Consider the following 19,160-nt stretch of genomic DNA (forward strand, 5'->3'; position numbering starts at 1 on the left):
TAAAAGCAACTTGCAGTACAACGTTATTCCATTTGAAATTTATAAAATGCAATGCTATACTAATGCATGCAGCTTGAAACCATTTACAAGCTAAAATGAGTAAAATGCTGTGCCCGTGTAGTACAACTAAACGACCAAATGACGCAAAGCAATCCCTGTTTGCATTAAGAACTTCTGTTGTTGAAAAAACAGCATCAGACCTCAATTATTGAAAGTAATGCGGTAACAAAAAAGGTTTTAAGAGGTTAAAAAAAGAAGAAGGTGTAGTACTTTTGTTGTTTCACAAAAAAAATACGCACGGTATACTACAATGTTATTATAAAATATTGGAATCATTATTTAGTATAATGTAGTATCTTTCATTCCTTCTAAAAAATTTTAGAATTGCGTGTCTCACGAATAAAACATTTACTATGCAAAAAGGCTTTACCTCAAAAAATACGTTCCTACCTGTGCTTTTACTGTGCTTGATGCTTTTCTCTTTTGAGGGATATTCACAACAAAAAAAGCCCAAAGTAGCCTTAGTTTTGAGCGGTGGTGGCGCAAAGGGAATTGCACATATTCCGCTTTTGCAAACCTTGGACTCTTTAAAAATCGTACCCGACTTAATAGTGGGAAACAGCATGGGTAGTGTAGTAGGCGGACTTTATGCAATGGGTTATTCGGGCGATAGTATTGCCAATATTGTAAAACAAGCCAACTGGGAAGAACTTATTGGCGGACGCGTTTCCTTAAAAAACGTGAGTGTTGAGGAAAAAACAGAGTTTAACCGCTATTTGGTAGAACTGGATTATGCAAAAGGAAAAGTCAACATCGGTAAGTTTTTACTTAACGACCAAAATTTGCGTCAATTTATAACAAACCTCACCTTTCCAAGCTACAATATTGAAGATTTTGACAAGTTACCTATTTCCTTTAGAGCAGTTGCCACAGACATCGTGCATGGTAAAGTAGTAGTGATTAAAAGTGGCTCTCTTGCCTTAGCAATGCGTGCTAGTATGTCATTACCAGGGGTTTTTTCGGCAGTTCCTTATAAAGAAACGCTGCTGGTAGATGGTGCTATTTTAAATAATTTTCCGGTAGATGTTGCTAAGGATTTAGGCGCTGATATTATTATTGGTAGCGATGTGGGTGATGGATTGATGGGAAAAGATAAACTAGAAAGTATTTCTTCCTTATTATTTCAAGCAGGAATGTTGAGTAGTCATTTAAAGAATGGTAAAAACCGTGCGCTTTGTGATATTTTAATCAACCATACCGAACATTTAACGTATGGCACCACTGATTTTCAAAGGAATCAAGAAATATACAATGAAGGGAAATTAGGCATTAAGGACAATCGTGCAGCGCTAATTGCTTTATCAGAACGTTTAAAAATATACCATCAAGATAAAGTAAAAATCCCTTTTGTAAGGGAACAAATGCGACTAGACACTATTGTTTATAAAGGCATTAGCAAAACAAACATGCAGTTAGTTAGAGCTAGAACTAATATAACTAGTGGTGAAATTTATACGAGACAAGAACTTATTGAAGGAATTAATCGTGCGATGGGAACTACTATTTTTAGCCAAATTACCTTTGAACCTTTATCTAAATCTGGAAAACTAGGTTTGCAGTTTAATGGCTTTGAACGATCGAAACACCAAGTAAAAGGTTCGTTGCATTATGACAGTTTTAATGGCGTAGGAATTCTCTTTAATTATACCGGTCGAAATGTTTTAGGAGCAGCTTCACGCACTTTAATTACGTTTGATGTAGCCGAACAGCCAAGATTTAGAGTTCAAAATCAAAAGAACTTTGGTAGAGATAGAGATTGGTGGTGGAGGACTGAGGCACTGGGACAACGCTTGACGCATCAAGTTCGAGTAAACGGACGAACTGAAGATGAAGTTAGGTACCGCTATTTTGAATTTGACAATCAAGTAAACCGAAATATTACCTCCTTAGCAAGTTATGTGGGACTTAATTTGAATTATCAAAACACTTACCTTACACCAAGATTAAAGGCTGAGGATGGAAATGACATCGTGAAACTAAATTCTTACAATCTTAATGTAATTCAGTTAGGCGCTCATTATGTATACAACACCTTTAACACGAGCTCATTTGCCACCGATGGAACTTCATTTAAAGCCAATATAAGCAGGTCGTTGAACAACAATGTAGAGATGGAATTTTCAACTAATAACTTGCCTAACGAAAAAGGTTCGCTAAGTAATTTTACCAAGTTTGGTGTTGATTATGAAAGAAGAATACCGTTTAATAATAAAACATCAGGTATAATTGGAGCATCTGCAAACTTCATTATAGTAGATGAAGAAGACAGTAAGGACGTGTCCTTTTCGGAATTTGGTGTAGGAGCTAAATATATACTTGGCGGCAATCAAATGGACCCGCGAAGAGATAGTTTTATTTTTCCAGGTCTTATACAAGGAGAAGTTTTTGCTTCTCAATTTACAAAACTAAATGTGGGACTTCAGTATAATTTTAAATCCAAGTTATATGTAGTACCTCATGCAGATATGGCGATTATAGGATATGGAGACTTTACTGATTTCATTGAAAATGCTATTCCTGCCAAAGGACAGTGGCGCGACTTTAATGACGTGAGCCTCTTGTTTTCATCTGGCGTAACATTGGGATATGACTCTATCCTAGGACCAGTAACGTTCGACTTTACTTGGGTTAATGATGTGAATAAGGTTCGTATCTTCTTTGGAGTAGGATTTCCATTGAATCGCTCGAATTAAAACCCAAAAGTTTAAAAATATAAAAGCCATCGATAAAGTTAAAAATGAATTTTAACGATGGCTTTTTACATACTAATTACTTAATCTTATATTTAAGGCAAATATTTCTTTTCAAAATTTGGTTTTCTTTTCTCTAAAAAGGCGTTTCTACCTTCTTTTGCTTCCTCAGTCATGTAAGCCAAACGAGTAGCTTCACCAGCAAAAACTTGTTGACCTACCATTCCGTCATCAGTTAAGTTCATCGCGAATTTTAGCATTTTGATGGATGTTGGCGATTTCTCTAAAATTTCTTGAGCCCATTCAAAAGCAGTGTCTTCTAATTCATCATGAGGAATTACGGCATTTACCATTCCCATTTCAAAAGCTTCTTGAGCCGAATAATTTCTTCCTAAAAAGAAAATCTCACGGGCTTTTTTCTGCCCTACCATTTTTGCCAAATAAGCTGAACCGTAACCACCATCAAAGCTCGTTACATCGGCATCTGTTTGTTTAAAAATAGCGTGTTCTTTACTCGCTAAAGTTAAATCGCATACAACGTGCAAACTGTGTCCGCCACCAACAGCCCAACCGGGAACAACACAAATCACGGCCTTTGGCATGAATCGAATCATTCTCTGAACGTCTAAAATATTTAGTCTGTGGTAACCGTCTTCACCAACGTAACCTTGAGCACCTCTTGCTTTTTGGTCACCACCACTACAAAACGAATATATTCCATCTTTAGAACTTGGTCCTTCAGCCGAAAGTAAAACTACTCCAATTGAGGTATCTTCTTGAGCATCATGAAATGCTTGAATCAATTCAGCCGTCGTTTTTGGTCGGAATGCATTTCTCACATCCGGGCGATTGAACGCGATTCGAGCTACACCGTCGCACTTTTTATAGGTTATGTCTTCGAAATCTTTAACAGTTTTCCAATTTATAGTTGCCATATTTATCTTATTTTAGCGTAAAAATAATACATTTACTTCTTACTAAAAATTAAAAACCGTATGAAAACCAATTTCATTACTATAGCTTTACTCTCTTTTGCCTTCTCTGTTTCTGCACAAAAATATGAATTCCAAACCGTTAAGGATATCGATGCGGAACCTGTAATTTCACAAGGAAGTACTGGAACGTGTTGGAGTTTTTCTTCTACATCATTCTTAGAAGCAGAGATTATTCGTATTACAGGAAAGAAAATTGACTTGTCAGAGATGTACAATGTGCGGCATACGTATCCTAAGAAAGCGTGGAATTACGTGATGCGACAAGGAAAAGCACAGTTTGGCGAAGGCGGACTGAATCACGATGTAATTAATAGTGCGAGAGTTGCTGGAATTGTTCCACAAGAGGTTTATTCTGGATTAGTGGGTGCTACTACGAAATACGACCATTCTAAAATGGTTTCAGAATTGGAAGTTTTACTAAAAAAATACGCAAACCCTGAAGTTAAATTAGACCCGAAATGGAAAACTGAAGTAAATGTTATTTTAGACCAATACATGGGAAAAGAAGTAGCTGAATTTACATTTGAAGGTAAGAAATATACCCCAAAGAGTTTCTTGGAGATGACGAAACTGAAGTTGGATGATTATGTTACCATTACTTCTTTTACAAACGAACCTTTCTACAAAACCTTTATCCTAGATATTCCAGATAACTTTTCTAATGGTTCTTTTTACAACTTGCCCTTGGATGAGTTTGTAAATAATATCGATAACGCATTGGAAAAAGGCTATACTTTGGCTTTAGATGCTGATGTTAGTGAAAAAACATTTTCAAGCAAATACGGAATTGCAGTTGTTCCTCAAAATGAAAGTGACGAGAAAACTATTTTGACCGAAATTAAAAGCGAAAAGAAAATCACTCCTGAATTTCGTCAGCAAGAGTTTGAAAACTTTAATACGACAGACGACCATTTGATGCATATTATAGGTAAAGTAAAAGACCAAAAAGGAACGACCTATTATAAGGTGAAAAATTCTTGGGGAAATGACCAAAAGTATATTGGCCACGACGGTTACATTTACATGAGTGTTCCTTATTTAAAATTGAAAGCGATTTCGGTTTTAGTACACAAAGATGCGTTACTAAAGAACACTAAGAAAGAATTGAGTTTGTAATGACGGTTTTCAAATCTTCAAAAAATTATATAATGATAAGTCTTCTTTGGCTTATCATTATTTTTTTAATAGCTATTCCTTTTATACCTGAAAAAAATCAGGCTGATGACAGTACCGCAATAATTGGGGTATTTATTCTTTACGGAATTACAGGAATGTTGATTTGGATTTTGCTAGACACCAAATACCATATCAAAGAAAGTAAACTTTTCTATTGTTCAGGACCAATTCGTGGAAGTATTAAAATTACAAATATTCGTAAAGTCGAGCGTTGGAATAAATGGCATGTAACAAGTTTTCTCAAACCCGCTTTAGGAAATGACGGACTAATCATTCACTATGATAAATTTGATGACATCTATACTTCTCCTAAAAACAGGGAAGCATTTATTACCGCTTTACGCGAAATTAATCCAGATATAGAAGTTATTTGACGAGATGTTTTATCGCAATACAGAAATAGAAAAAGCCGTTTTTATCACTAAAAACGGCTTTCTTATTTTCTAAATTGAACAGTTACTCTTTCACTAAGTAAATTCCATCGTCTTTAATCTCAATGAGTTTGTCTCTGTACAAAGCACCAATCGCTTTTTTGAAGGTTTTCTTACTCATTTGCAACACCGTCTTGATGTCTTCTGGGTGACTGTTGTCGTTCAAGCGTAAAAATCCGCGACTTGCACGAAGTTCATCCATGATTCTTTCGGAATTTGGCTCGATGCGTTCGTAACCAATTTTTTCCAGCGAAACGTCAATCTTATTATCAGGTCGTACCAACTTGATGTATCCTCTTAAACGGTCTCCTGTTCGAATTGAATCGTCAAATACCTCATCTTTATAGAGTAGTCCTTTATGTTGCTCGTTGATAATTACATTTATTCCAAGATCGGTAATGTGCGAAACGATTAATTCTACTTCCTCACCTCTTTCAAGGGAAATATTGTCGTTGTTCAAAAACTGATTGGTTTTACTGGAAGCCACCAAACGATTGGTTTTTTCATCCATGTAAAGATAAACTAAGTAGCGTTTTCCTTTTTCCATCGGACGTGCTTGCTCTTTAAAAGGAACGAGAATGTCTTTCTCCATTCCCCAATCCATAAAAGCACCTACTTGATTGGTATAATTTACACGCAGAAGTGCAAATTCATTTAACAAAATATACGGCTCTAAAAGTGTCGCCACCGGACGTTCTTCATGGTCAAGGTAAATGAAAACGGTCAGGTCTTGACCAAATTCAAATTCATGCGGTACATATTTATTGGGCAACAAAATATCGTGAATTCCATCTGGGTCTTCTTCTGGATTTCCTAAAAAGAGTCCGACTTTCGTATCCCGTAATATTTGTAGCGTATTGTATTTTCCTATCTCAATCATAAACTTATTTTCTAAAGTGCAAAGGTACAAACTTTATTCGCTTTTGTTTAAAAGGAATTTGTGTAAAAATTTGGCCGCGAATTGCACGAATTTCCATTAATTATAAAAAACAATTTGCGAATTTACAGTAAAACTAATTATGTTAACTCCTTAAAAAACTGAAGTAAAATCCCATCGTTTAATAAAGTTGGCGTAAAAACTTCCAAAATAGCAGGTTTCTCATTTGCTGAAAAGAATGTATGTAAATTCTCTATTAAATTAGTTTCGTTGGAAGCTGTGTAATAATTAAATTGAAACATTTTAGCGAGATGTTCGCCAGTAAAACAATGCGAAGTTTCAAAATACCGATTGAAAACTGGTGTTTCTTCGTGACCTGGTAAAATTCTAAATATTCCCCCACCACCGTTATTCACAAGAATTATTTTAAAATTTTTAGGAATATATTGATTCCACAAAGCATTACTGTCGTATAGAAAACTGATGTCACCAGTTATTAAAACCGTTTGCTGATTTGAAGCAAAAGCAGCTCCAATTGCCGTTGAGCTCGAGCCGTCAATTCCGCTTGTTCCGCGATTACTAAAAACACTAATTGAAGGATGAATGTCAATCAATTGGGCATATCGAATGGGTGAACTATTACCAACTTGCAACATCGAATGCTCAGGCAAATGCGGCATTATCAAATCAAACGCTTTGAAATCTGAGAATGGAATTTTAGAAAGATAGTTTTCTTGTTTTTCTTTTCGAAGTTTTTTTATTGCTTCAATTTCGAATTTATAATTGCTTTCTACATTTTGCGAAAGCGGTATAAATTGCTCAAAAAACATATTGGGTTCTGTTATAAAATGATGCGTCAAAGCACCAAAAGTATCATACGCTCGAAACGGGTCAATATGCCAATGTTCGTTTGGTTTGTACTTTCGTAAAAATGCTTTAATCCGTTTTGAAACCACCAATCCTCCGAAAGTGAGTAGTATTTCAGGTTTAAAATGCTCGAAATCTTGAACGGTGAATGGTGTAATTATCGTATCGATGTTGTTGATAAATGTTGCATCGTGTAAATTCGAAGTAGTTTCTGTCAAAACAACAATTGAAGGGTCATTTGCCATCCAATCAATTATATTTTGCTGGATTGCGTTTGGGAAATTCACACCCACTAAAACTAATTTTTTAGTGGAAGCGTTCCATTTTTTTGCAAATTCAGTCAAATTTTCCGACTCCAAAACGGTCTGAATTTCAGGAATGATTTTACTTTTCACTATCAATTCTTCGGTCGTTTCATACAAAGGTTCTTCGAAAGGAACGTTAATATGAACTGGTCCTTTTTCTAAAATAGCTTTTGAAATCGCTTCGTTAATGAGTTGGTCGTTTTCTAATGAAACGTTTTCTTGTAAATTAGCATTGAACAAACTGTGATTAGCAAAAACATTTTCTTGTCGAATGGTTTGGCCGTCGCCAATATCAATTTTATCATGAGGACGGTCTGCAGAAACAACAATTAATGGAATTTGACTGTAAAAAGCTTCCGCGAAAGCGGGATAATAATTCAACAATGCCGAACCAGAAGTACACAAAAGAACGACTGGTTTTTGAGTTTGTTGTGCGATTCCCAAAGCGAAAAAAGCAGCCGAACGTTCATCAGCAATACTGAAACATTCGAAGGTATTGTTACTTGCAAAACCAATAGTTAAAGGTGCGTTTCGAGAACCGGGTGAAATGATAATTTGATGGATTCCTCGAGCAGTAAAAATTTCGATTATACTTTGTGCCAAAGGAATTTTCGGATAAATCATGCTATTAGATTTGAAACACAAAGTTAGTAAATATACCACTAAAATTTAATAGGATTTAGGAGTAATTTTAACAGTGTTGAACGGTTGGTTTTGAGGGTTAAATAGTATTTTTGATTTCAACTGAAAGTATATCCCTCTGATAATCTAATCACTATAAAACCCTCCTATTTATTAAAAATAATATTTTATACAATGGTAGAAATATATTCGTTAATTAAGAAACCCGTTTTATAATATAATCATCCAAGAGCTTACTATGAAAAATAAACTTTACATTAATTTTATAATTCTAATTTTATCTACATCTGTTTTTGGACAAAATAAATGTTTCACCATTCAAGATAGCATTACTTCGACTTCAATATCATATGCTAATATTTGGCACAACAATAAAATTTATGCAAATTCTGATGCAAATGGAGAATTTTGCGTAAAAGCAGTTGATCTAAACGGTACATTTACAATAAGCTGTGTTGGATATATTACTAAACCTTTCAACTTGGATTTAAATACAATTCGTTTGGAAAAAGATAAAATAAATTTAGAGGAAGTAGTGGTTGTTGTTCCTAAAAGAAAACAAAAAATAAAACTTGGAAAAACAAATCCAACAAACGTATTACTTACAGCAACCTACGATTTAACTATATCAGAAATTGGAAAATCTTTTAAATTAAATAATGAAAAACAACTCTATTTAAAAGAGGTAAAATTTAAAACATCTACTTATCAACATGGTCGAATCATGGGTTTAAAAATATATTCATTAAATGAAAATGAAGAGCCTGACCAATTATTATCAACCGAAAATATTATCTTAAATATTGAAAAAGGATCTACGATAACTACTTACGCTTTTGAAGAAAATATAATACCATTGCCTAAAAATGGTTTTTTCGTCTCTTTACAAATGTTATTGACTGAGGAAAACAAGCAATATGGTGTAAACAATGACCTAAAAGATTGGTATTTTTACAATCCTTCAATAGGAGCTAATAAAGGAGTTGAAAATGCATTTTATTTTACCAAAACAGTAGAGAACATTTGGAAGAAGATTCCAAATTATGATTTAAACATGAAGGTATTACTTACCGATTAGCAACTTTATATAGCTAAAAATAGTAAATTTGCTTACACAAAATAATTTTACCCGATGGAATCCATTGTTCGAAAAGCAACCTCATCTGACCTTTCTTCTATTTTAGAAATCGTAAATCATGCTATTTTAAATACCACTGCTATTTACGATTATGATGTACGGACTTTGGAAGAGCAAACCATTATTTTTGAAAGTAAGCAATCTCGAAACTTCCCTACTTTTGTGGCAAATTATAATAATGAAGTTGTAGGATTTGGTACGTATGATTCATTCCGAACCAAAATTGGTTACCGGTTTACCGTAGAACATTCCGTTTATATAAAAGATGGTTTTTCGGGAAAAGGACTTGGAGCGCTTTTATTGCAAAAATTAATTGACACTGCAAAAGAAGAAAATTACCACGTTATGATTGGTGTTATTGATGCATCTAATGAAAACAGTATTTGCTTCCACGAGCGTTTTGGATTTCAATCTATGGGAATTTTGAAGGAGGTTGGTTTTAAATTTGACCGATGGCTGGATGCGAATTTGATGCAATTGAAGCTTTAATTACAGAATGTAGGTTGTATATTCTAAGTTTATGCCACGTTGGAGCATAAAAAAACAGAAAACAACGATAATTCATCTTTATTTTCTGTTTTTTTTTTAATCTATGTTATAATCTCTTTTTTCTATATTCTTCGTTCTATATTCTTGTTACGCTTTTATCCAATCAACAATTTCAGCATCTGTTGGTAATGTTTTTGGACTAACCACTTTTGCTAAATGTCCGTTTTCGTCGATTAAGTATTTCTGGAAATTCCATTGCACTTCGGAGTCTTCCAAACCGTTTTTACTTTTTTGTGTAAGAAATTGATAAAGTGGCGCCATATCGTCACCTTTTACAGAAATTTTGTCCATCATTGGGAACGTAACTCCGTAATTTTTTTGACAAAAAGTAGCGATTTCCTCGCTAGTTCCTGGTTCTTGCGATGCAAAATTGTTCGCTGGAAATCCTACAATTACGAGATTTTTATCTTTATACTGGTCGTAAATTGTCTGTAAGTTTTCATATTGTGGCGTTAATCCGCATTTTGAAGCCGTATTGACAATCAAAATTTTCTTCCCTTTCAAAGAAGCAAAATCAAATTCTTTACCCAACAAATCGGTTACTTTAAATTGATAAATGTCTTGTTTTTCCATTGTTTTTTCAGTTTTATCTGATGATTGATTTTTATTTTGAGCATTGTTTTCCATACAACTAACTAGCGAAAGTGCGGTAAATGCAAAAAAGTATAGATTTTTCATTGAGTTTTATTTTTTTATAAAAGTAAACAAACAGCTTAGTGTTTGTGTCAAATAAAACTTAAATTTTATCTTCAACAATAGTTAAAACCCTAAGTTTAAGTTGAAAATAAAGGGAGCTAGTCATTTTTTTATTTGTATTTATCTAACTTTAAATTATCTTTAAAAAAAAGTTTATGAAACAAACAAACTCAAAATCATGACACAAGAAGAACTATTACCTTTAATCTTAAAAAAAGACGACAAGGCTTTCACGCTGATGTATGATATGTATTCTAAGAATCTTTATGGTGTAATTTATAATTTAATCAACGACCGCGAAGAAGCAGAAGACGTTTTACAAGAAGTTTTTGTGAAAATATGGAAAAACATAGAATCGTATAACGACACTAAAGGGCGATTTTTTACATGGATTATCAATATTGCTCGAAATACGACGATAGATAAACTTCGTTCTAAAGGATTTAACAATAGCCGAAAAAACTTATCTGCTGATAATTTCGTACATCTATTGGAAGACAGTAACCGATTGTCTAATAAGATTGACTCCATTGGAATTCAAGAATTTGTAAAGAAATTAAAACCTAAGTGTATTCAAATAATAAATCTTTTATTTTTTAAAGGATATACACAACAAGAAGCTTCGGACGAGCTAGAAATACCATTGGGAACAGTTAAAACACAAAACAGGAACTGTATTAACGATTTAAGAAACTTTTTACGAGTATGATGGAAGTTAGAGCATATATCGAATCCGGTATTTTAGAACTCTACGTTTTTGGGACGCTAAGCGAATCAGAAACAGCAGAGGTTGCAGAAATGGCTGGGAAAAATCCTGAAGTTCAGGAAGAAATTATTTCAATTGAAAAAGCGGTGATTAGTTTGTCGTACAGTATGGCTCCGTATCTTTCGGCAGCTAATTACGACCGAATTCGTGAAAAATTAATTGAAAAACATGGTAAAGTAGTTGAAATGAAACCTAAAAGCAATGTGGCTTTATTTATAGGTTGGGCTGCAGCAGTGGTATTAATGATTGGAATTGGTTGGCAATATACCCAATTAGACTCTGCGAAAAACCAAATTGCAACGGTAGAAACTGAAAATGACACGTTACAAAAAGAGTTAATTCAAACAAAATTAACTCAAACACAGACGGAAAGTATGTTGGCTGTTGTTCGAGACCAAAACAATACTGTTGTGCCACTTGGAGGACAAGCGGTTTCGCCAGAATCTAAGGCAAAAGTGTATTGGAATCAAGGGACACAAACAGTTTATGTAGATGCATCTGGATTGCCACAACCTCCAGAAGGCTTTGTTTATCAAGTTTGGGCATTGAAATTAAATCCATTGACACCAACAAGCATTGGATTACTAGACGACTTTAAAGGAAACGATTCTCGACTTTTTGCAGTTAACAATGCAATTGAAGCAGAGGCATTCGGAATTACTTTAGAACCGGCTGGCGGAAGTATTTCTCCAACTTTGGAACAATTGTATACTTTGGGAAAAGTGTAAAATTCGTTACTTTAAATAACTAAAAAAGGGATTCAATTAAAAACTGAATCCCTTTTTTTTATCTGAAAAAAAATTATTTATTCTTGTAATACTTCCTGTATTTTGGATAACTAATAGCTCCTAAAATTGCAATTGCAATTGCAGTTTCCCATATCCAACTCAACGATTTTGCTTCACCAGTTGCATATGAATGCAAACCTACTAAGTGAAAATTCACACCATAATAGGTGAATAATATGGAAATAAAAGCTACCATACTCATAACGCTAAAAACCCATTTTCCTCTCAAACCTGGAACGTATCGCATGTGAATTACAAAGGCATAAACCATAATACTAATTAATGCCCAAGTTTCTTTTGGGTCCCAACCCCAATATCTTCCCCAACTTTCGTTGGCCCACTGACCACCTAAAAAGTTACCAATCGATAATAAAATTAACCCAATAGTTAACGCCATTTCGTTGATGTACGTGATTTCCCGAATGTTCAACTCCATTCTTACTTTGTTTTTTTCAGTTGTGAATAAAATCAGCAGTAATGAAACTGTTCCTAAAATCATTCCCAAAGCAAATGGACCGTAACTTGCCACAATTACTGCAACGTGAATCATTAACCAATACGAATCTAAAACCGGTTGCAATGTTGCAATTTCTGGGTCAACCCAATTGGCATAAGCCGCCATCAAAATCATTGAGGTTACAAATGCAGAAGAAGCCACTGTTAATTTTGACCTCATATCAAATGCAAGCCCAAAAAACATGGTAGCCCAGGCTACATATATAATAGATTCATAAGCATTACTCCATGGAGCATGTCCAGAAATGTACCATCGCACAATTAATCCAAGCGTATGTGCCACGAACAATAATGCAATGAAAATATGCATAAAATTGACAGAGAAATTAAGAATTTTATTCTTTTCATTGAAAATTTTTCCAACGACTAATAAAATCATGATTATTCCGCCAAACATGTAGAGGTAGAATAAATTCTTAAAAATATTTATTTTATTGTAAAAGATTTCTGATGAAATTCTATCGTCACTTGGAATTACTGCCGCTCCATATTTTTTCTGATATTTTTGAATTCCATCCAAGTAGAAGTTAGCTTCTTTATACTCTTTGGTTTCAGAGGCGTTTGCTAATGACGCCAAATATATAGGTATAATTTGTTTCGTAAATGTGGAATCCATTCCTTTAATGTTGGTTTCGCCCAGTTCAGGATAAGAAACCCACTTGTTATTTGCATCGCCAGGAATTGGAAAAATTTTCAAAATGCTCCCAAACAGAGCGGAACTTAATAAGTTTACTTTTTTGTCCGTTTCCACGAAATCTTTCTCAAATTTATTCGGATTTGCCGTTTTGTAAGCTGCATCTAAATATTTCGACAATTTATAATTCCCCTTATCATCAAAGAAATTGATAAAAGAGGCTAATTTTTGATTGGCAGGTATACCAATAATTTTTCTGATACTATCATTCCCCGTACTTATATAAACCATCTGCATCTGATACCAAGCACTTGGAAACTGTGTCATGGATAAAAATACTTGGTCTGGATTTAATCCTTTGAATGAATTTTCATGGCTTACTTTTCGCAATAACTCTGATGAAAACGTATTTACCGGCTTCATTCTTCCGCCAATATCCTGAATTACCAATTTTCCAAATCGCTCCGCATGTTCTTCGGAAACTTGATATTTTTGAATCAAGGAGTCGACCACTTTCATATCTACAGGTCCGCTTTGGTGATTTTGTGCAAAGCCACTTATACTTAAAAACAAAGCAATTGCTGTTAATCTTGCTTTTTTCATCTTCACTTTCTCTAATTTTCTTTTCAAATCTGCAAATCGTGAATATTTGGTAAACATAATAGCCATCATAGCAAAATAGAGTAAAAAGTATCCAATATATGTAATCCAAGTTCCCCAAAAATCGTGACTTACAGAAAGAATGGTTCCCTTTTCGTCTTCATCAAACTGAGCTTGAAAAAAGCGATAACCGCGATAATCCAATACGTGATTCATGTAAATGTGGTAGTCAAATTTTTCAGAACCATCAATTACCTCGACTTTACTTTCAAAGGAGGAATAGCTTTTTTCTGTACCAGGATATTTCGCAGCGATAAAATCATTTAACTTCACATCAAATGGCGTTTTGTAAATCTTGCTTCCATACATAAATGTAAATTCTAGATCACCTACTTTTACAGTGTTAGGCACTCCCATTTTTCCTTTTGAACCTATAAGAGTTATCGTTTTTTCTTCATTTCCAGAAGAAACTTTTAATACCAAAGCGTCATCTGTAACCTTGTCTTTATAATCAGTGTTTGAAATGAAATCAACACGACCTTTCATGGGTGGATCAGGAAAAACAAATTGTGCACCACCTAGATTATAAAGTGACCGCATCATTAAAGGTTGTACTTCATTCATTGTAACTTTACCTTTCAGCTGATCGGCCATTCGCATGAAATCTCCTTCAAAAGGCGCTTGAATTGTAAACGTATCGACTTGGGTATCGATGTTAATAGCACCTTGCGTAAATTTATTAAAGGCAAACAAAACGTTGTGAAAATTGACAACTTCTCCAGATTTCAAGTAATGATCGTGACGTTCTCCGCCTCCTGATTCAACCATTTTCAAGAATTCAATACCGTTTTCATCTTTTACAATTTGTTCGGTAGCACCCATAATGAAATCTTGGTATTCAATCTCGTAAGGTGTTTGGTCAAATTTACTGTCAATTGAAAAACTATTATTTGTAGCCGGAGACATCAAAAGTGGGTTTTCATGCGTCTTCCGCTTCATCCCTCCTTGGTATTCTCCATCGACAAAAACAGTTAGAAAAGTTTTGTCAGAGAAAAATTCATTAGCGGTTTCTCCTTCTCGGATTGGCATCATGCCTTCATGGCTAATATATCTCGTTACAAAAGCACCAACTAAAATAAGGATAAAGGACAAGTGGAGAATTAATGTAGCCCATTTCTCTTTCTTCCACAGCTGGTACCGCTTGATATTTCCTAAAAAATTTATAACAAAAACAAACATGATAGCCTCAAACCACCACGCATTATAAATCATTATTCGAGCAGTATCTGTATTGTATTTGCTTTCTATGAACGTCCCAGTTGCCATTGCTACGGCAAAAGAAATAAATAAAACAGCCATTAAACGTGTTGAGAAAAAAATCGAACCGAGAACCGATAGTATTTTATTATCCATTTGATTGGAAATTAGATTTTTATAAAGTCGTGCAAAAGTACGCAAAATTGTTAGCATAATTATAACGCAAATAGCCACTAAACCTTAAAAAATCCTTAAATTTAATCGCTGCAAATTAGATTCGACAACAGTGCAAAAGATTTAATTTACCTTCTTAGTTATCTTACGAAAATTGACGAATTAATAATATTTTCTTTAAATCCCTTTTTTTTGAATAATTTTGTCTCATGATTAAAATCAGTATCATTGGTTATGGAAATGTTGCACAGCATCTGATTCATGCTTTTATGCAGAATCCTACAATTCAAATTGAACAAGTATTCGTACGAAAGCCCGAAAAGGTTTCTTATCTTCATCCGTCCATAAAGGTCACGTCAGACTGGAGTCAATTACTTCCCTCTGATATTTTTATTATAGCGGTTTCAGATGATGCAATTGCGGAAGTTTCTTCTAGTTTACCTTTAAAAAATCAATTTGTAGTTCACACTTCCGGTAGTGTGGAGTTAGAACAAATTAGCAATCACAATCGAAGAGGTGTTTTTTATCCGCTGCAAACGTTTACAAAAAATAAAACGGTAGATTTTACAACTATTCCCATTTGTATAGAAAGTGAATTCAGTGCCGATTTAGAAATTCTAAAAAATTTAGCCGTTGCAATTTCTGAAAAGACGTATATTATCAATTCGCAACAGCGAAAAGCCTTGCATGTGGCTGCCGTTTTTGTAAATAATTTTGTAAACCATATGTATCAAATTGGCAGTGAAATTTGTCAAGAAAATCAAATTCCTTTTTCAATATTAGAATCGTTAATTGCCGAAACAGCTTCAAAAATTACGAATCTTTCACCAAAAGAAGCACAAACCGGTCCTGCAAAACGAGACGACCAGCGAACTATTGCAACTCATGTCGCATTTTTAGAATCGAATGAAATGCATCAAAACATTTACAAATTATTAACGCAATCCATACAAAAAAATGAGCAAGAGCTATAAAGAAATTTTAAACGACATTACCACTTTTGTATTCGACATTGACGGCGTTCTCACTGACAGTTCCGTTCATGTATCTCAAAATGGAGAAATGCTTCGTATCATGAATATTCGCGATGGATTTGCCATGAAAGCAGCTATTGAAAGCGGTTATAATGTTTGCATTATTTCGGGCGGCTCCAATGAAGGCGTTCGAATCCGATTGAAGAATTTAGGGGTTTCAGAAATTCATTTGGGCTCGTCTGACAAAGTGAATACATTTAATGAATATACTGAAAAACACAACATTAATCCAGAACACGTTTTGTACATGGGAGATGATATTCCTGATTATCATGTGATGAAACTAGTTGGCTTACCGACTTGTCCACAAGATGCAGTTTCAGAAATCAAAGCCATTTCTAAGTATATTTCACACATAAATGGCGGACGTGGTGCCGTTCGAGAAGTGATTGAGCAAGTCATGAAAGTACAGGGAAAATGGAATATTTATTTTGATGGAAAGCATGATTAATTTATAAAATTCAGCAAGCAAAAAAAAACAGTACCTTTGCCGCTCAAATACATAGAATGAGATTACACAGAAATTTAGTTTACACAACTATTGATTCATTGAATGCAATTTTTAATGAAGGAGAATATGCAGATAAAGTTGTTGCAAGAGCTTTAAAAAAAGACAAACGTTGGGGAAGCCACGATCGTAAATTTGTTGCCGAAACGATTTACGAAATTGTGCGTTGGAAACGATTATATTCAGAAATTGCAGAGGTAAAAGAGCCATTTGATCGTGAAGATTTGTGGCGACTTTTTGCAGTTTGGGCGGTTTTAAGAGGTTATCCAATTCCGGATTGGCGTCAACTAGAAGGAACTCCAGAACGAAAAATAAAAGGGCGTTTTGACGAACTTTCAAAAAATAGAGTATACAGAGAATCTATTCCAGATTGGATGGACGAACTTTGCGTAAAAGAGTTAGGAGAGGAAAAGTGGACCAAAGAAATTGCCGCACAAAACCAACCTGCAAAAGTAATTTTGAGAGTAAATACATTGAAAACGACTAGAGAAAAACTTCGTGCGATTTTAATGGATTTAGATATTGACACCGAAGCTTTACAAGACCAACCGGATGCTTTGGTATTGAAAGAACGTGCCAATGTATTTTTGACAGATGCTTTTAAAGCTGGATTCTTTGAAGTTCAAGATGCCAATTCTCAACTTGTTGCTCGATTTCTAGATGTTAAACCAGGAATGAGAGTGGTAGATACTTGTGCTGGTGCTGGAGGAAAAGCACTTCACATGGCTTCATTAATGGAAAACAAAGGTCAGTTGATTGCTATGGATTTGTACGAAAGTAAATTGAAGCAATTGAAAATTAGAGCCAAAAGAAATGGCGCTTTCAACATTGAATATAAAATCATTGATTCGACGAAAGTCATCAAAAAATTACAAGAAAAAGCAGACCGAGTATTGATTGACGCACCTTGTAGTGGTTTAGGTGTTTTGAAAAGAAATCCAGATGCAAAATGGAAATTGCAACCTGAATTTATCGAGAACATTAAAAAAGTGCAAGCTGAAGTTTTAGAAAGTTACTCACGAATTGTAAAACCAGGCGGAAAGTTGGTTTATGCAACATGTTCTGTTCTACCTTCTGAAAATCAGGAGCAAGTAGAAAAGTTTTTGAAAACGGAAAATGGAAAGAAATTTACATTTATAAAGGACCAGAAAATATTAGCATCCGAATCGGGATTTGATGGTTTCTATATGGCTCTATTAGAACGAAAACAATAACTAGTAGTAGCAAATTATTTTAACAACTTACTTAAAATATGTTGCAAAAATAAGCATGGGTACAAAAATATCGTTTACATTTGTCATCCTTAATTTGAAATTATAATGAAAAAATATTACACTTTTTTAGTTTTAATGCTTTCGCTTGCTACAATTGCACAAGCTCCAGCAAACTATTACAATAATGCAACGGGTACAGGATATGCATTAAAAACACAATTAAAAACAATTATTTCCAACGGTCATAATGACCAAGGTTATAATTCGTTGTGGTCTCTTTATAGCACTACTGCATTTAGAGACAACTTTTATGAAAATGACGGTTCTTTACTGGATTTATATTCAGAGAATCCAACCGCGGCTGATCCTTATAATTACACTTCTAGTAATCAACAGTGTGGTAATTACAATGCAGAAGGCGTTTGTTACAATCGAGAGCACTTGGTTCCTCAATCTTATTTTGATGAATTTGCAACTAACCCAATGAAAAACGACCCTTTTCATGTGTTCCCTTCCGATGGAAAAGTGAATGGAGACCGAGGAAATTACGGTTTTGGAATTGTAGGAACTCCTACTTATACTTCACAAAATGGTTCTAAACGCGGAAACATGTCAGCTGGTGCTTACTCTAGTTTTACAGGAACTGTTTTCGAACCAATTGATGCATTTAAAGGTGACGTTGCTAGAGCCTACTTTTATTTTGCAACGCGTTACGAAACTTCGATGGGTAGTTTTTACAATGCGGCAAGTTCAACCTCATGTCAAGCAAAAGCAATGTTTGACGGATCTACAAACAAAGTTTTTTCAGACGATTTTATTTTAGTACTAATTAAGTGGCATCTTGACGACCCGGTTTCCTCTTATGAAATTGCCAAAAACAATGCAATTTATGCCTACCAAGGCAACAGAAACCCGTATATTGACAACCCAGGATATGTTTGTCAAATTTGGGATACACAATGTACTACTGTAAATAATTTGAAAACAGAATACTTCAATTCTCTAGCTTCAATGACGGTTTATCCAAATCCATCAAACGAGCATTTAATTAGAATCAACTACGAAAACACCATTGACGAAATTCAATTAATCAATGTAAATGGGCAAATTATCCAGCAAGTATACAATCCAGCTTCTCAAAACAGCACGTATACTTTAGATAACATTCCTTCTGGATTTTACTTTTTGAGAGTGACAAACGATAGTCAATCGGTAGTCAAAAAAATTATTGTAAACTAAATCA

The 19,160-nt window shown here is 34.3% G+C and carries 16 protein-coding genes; 11 read left to right on the forward strand and 5 right to left on the reverse strand.

Annotation, left to right across the window (positions count from 1 at the left end; translation table 11 throughout):
* Positions 1–413: 413 nt before the first annotated feature.
* A complete protein-coding gene (locus ACQ5J2_RS01180) occupies positions 414–2,753 on the forward strand; it encodes a patatin-like phospholipase family protein (RefSeq protein ID WP_432671865.1) in 2,340 nt (779 codons plus the stop codon).
* Positions 2,754–2,845: 92 nt separating this feature from the next.
* Here the strand turns inward: ACQ5J2_RS01180 and ACQ5J2_RS01185 are convergent, their stop codons facing one another.
* A complete protein-coding gene (locus ACQ5J2_RS01185) occupies positions 2,846–3,685 on the reverse strand; it encodes a 1,4-dihydroxy-2-naphthoyl-CoA synthase (RefSeq protein WP_432671866.1) in 840 nt (279 codons plus the stop codon).
* Positions 3,686–3,745: 60 nt separating this feature from the next.
* Between ACQ5J2_RS01185 and ACQ5J2_RS01190 the strand changes: the two genes are divergently transcribed.
* Positions 3,746–4,861, forward strand: coding sequence for a C1 family peptidase (locus ACQ5J2_RS01190; RefSeq protein WP_432671867.1), 1,116 nt, complete (start codon positions 3,746–3,748; stop codon positions 4,859–4,861).
* 32 nt (positions 4,862–4,893) lie between these two features.
* On the forward strand, positions 4,894–5,295 hold the full coding sequence (locus ACQ5J2_RS01195; protein ID WP_432671868.1) for a PH domain-containing protein: 402 nt from the start codon (positions 4,894–4,896) through the stop codon (positions 5,293–5,295).
* Between the two features lie 82 nt (positions 5,296–5,377).
* Here the strand turns inward: ACQ5J2_RS01195 and ACQ5J2_RS01200 are convergent, their stop codons facing one another.
* Entirely contained in the window at positions 5,378–6,232 is an 855-nt protein-coding gene (locus ACQ5J2_RS01200) for a CvfB family protein (RefSeq protein ID WP_432671869.1), read from the reverse strand.
* Between the two features lie 137 nt (positions 6,233–6,369).
* Positions 6,370–8,025 carry a 2-succinyl-5-enolpyruvyl-6-hydroxy-3-cyclohexene-1-carboxylic-acid synthase gene (menD, locus tag ACQ5J2_RS01205; protein ID WP_432671870.1) on the reverse strand — a complete coding sequence of 552 codons (1,656 nt, stop codon included), beginning with the start codon at positions 8,023–8,025 and terminating at the stop codon, positions 6,370–6,372.
* 256 nt (positions 8,026–8,281) lie between these two features.
* Here menD and ACQ5J2_RS01210 point away from each other — a divergent pair, with 256 nt between their 5' ends.
* A complete protein-coding gene (locus tag ACQ5J2_RS01210; RefSeq protein WP_432671871.1) occupies positions 8,282–9,121 on the forward strand; it encodes a hypothetical protein in 840 nt (279 codons plus the stop codon).
* A 54-nt stretch (positions 9,122–9,175) separates the two neighbouring features.
* Complete coding sequence (locus tag ACQ5J2_RS01215; RefSeq protein WP_432671872.1) at positions 9,176–9,670, forward strand: GNAT family N-acetyltransferase; 495 nt, start codon at positions 9,176–9,178, stop codon at positions 9,668–9,670.
* A 147-nt stretch (positions 9,671–9,817) separates the two neighbouring features.
* On the opposite strand, the gene ACQ5J2_RS01220 is transcribed toward ACQ5J2_RS01215, so the two are convergent.
* The gene (locus tag ACQ5J2_RS01220; RefSeq protein WP_432673336.1) at positions 9,818–10,357 is read right to left on the reverse strand and encodes a glutathione peroxidase; all 540 of its coding nucleotides are present in this window, start codon (positions 10,355–10,357) and stop codon (positions 9,818–9,820) included.
* Positions 10,358–10,604: 247 nt separating this feature from the next.
* On the opposite strand from ACQ5J2_RS01220, the gene ACQ5J2_RS01225 reads away from it, so the two are divergent.
* Positions 10,605–11,135, forward strand: a complete 531-nt coding sequence (locus tag ACQ5J2_RS01225; protein ID WP_432671873.1) for an RNA polymerase sigma factor — start codon at positions 10,605–10,607, stop codon at positions 11,133–11,135.
* Positions 11,135–11,920: an anti-sigma factor gene (locus ACQ5J2_RS01230; RefSeq protein ID WP_432673337.1), complete on the forward strand. Its 786-nt coding sequence runs from the start codon at positions 11,135–11,137 to the stop codon at positions 11,918–11,920. Before ACQ5J2_RS01225 ends, ACQ5J2_RS01230 begins: the two co-directional genes overlap by 1 nt.
* 73 nt (positions 11,921–11,993) lie before the next feature.
* Here the strand turns inward: ACQ5J2_RS01230 and ccsA are convergent, their stop codons facing one another.
* Positions 11,994–15,143, reverse strand: a complete 3,150-nt coding sequence (gene ccsA / locus ACQ5J2_RS01235; RefSeq protein WP_432671874.1) for a cytochrome c biogenesis protein CcsA — start codon at positions 15,141–15,143, stop codon at positions 11,994–11,996.
* A gap of 227 nt (positions 15,144–15,370) precedes the next feature.
* Between ccsA and ACQ5J2_RS01240 the strand changes: the two genes are divergently transcribed.
* The 4 genes from ACQ5J2_RS01240 to ACQ5J2_RS01255 all read left to right on the forward strand — a co-directional run bounded on the left by ACQ5J2_RS01240 (position 15,371) and on the right by ACQ5J2_RS01255 (position 19,156).
* Positions 15,371–16,135 (forward strand): Rossmann-like and DUF2520 domain-containing protein, encoded by a 765-nt coding sequence (locus tag ACQ5J2_RS01240; protein WP_432671875.1) that lies wholly within the window; start codon positions 15,371–15,373, stop codon positions 16,133–16,135.
* Positions 16,119–16,646, forward strand: a complete 528-nt coding sequence (locus ACQ5J2_RS01245; protein WP_432671876.1) for a KdsC family phosphatase — start codon at positions 16,119–16,121, stop codon at positions 16,644–16,646. The genes ACQ5J2_RS01240 and ACQ5J2_RS01245 overlap by 17 nt, the downstream gene beginning before the upstream one ends.
* 56 nt (positions 16,647–16,702) lie before the next feature.
* Positions 16,703–17,917, forward strand: a complete 1,215-nt coding sequence (locus ACQ5J2_RS01250; RefSeq protein ID WP_432671877.1) for an RsmB/NOP family class I SAM-dependent RNA methyltransferase — start codon at positions 16,703–16,705, stop codon at positions 17,915–17,917.
* A gap of 105 nt (positions 17,918–18,022) precedes the next feature.
* Positions 18,023–19,156 carry an endonuclease gene (locus tag ACQ5J2_RS01255; RefSeq protein ID WP_432671878.1) on the forward strand — a complete coding sequence of 378 codons (1,134 nt, stop codon included), beginning with the start codon at positions 18,023–18,025 and terminating at the stop codon, positions 19,154–19,156.
* The last annotated feature ends 4 nt before the right edge of the window (positions 19,157–19,160 follow it).

The organism is Flavobacterium sp. SM2513, assembly GCF_050908145.1.
Taxonomy (GTDB): domain Bacteria; phylum Bacteroidota; class Bacteroidia; order Flavobacteriales; family Flavobacteriaceae; genus Flavobacterium.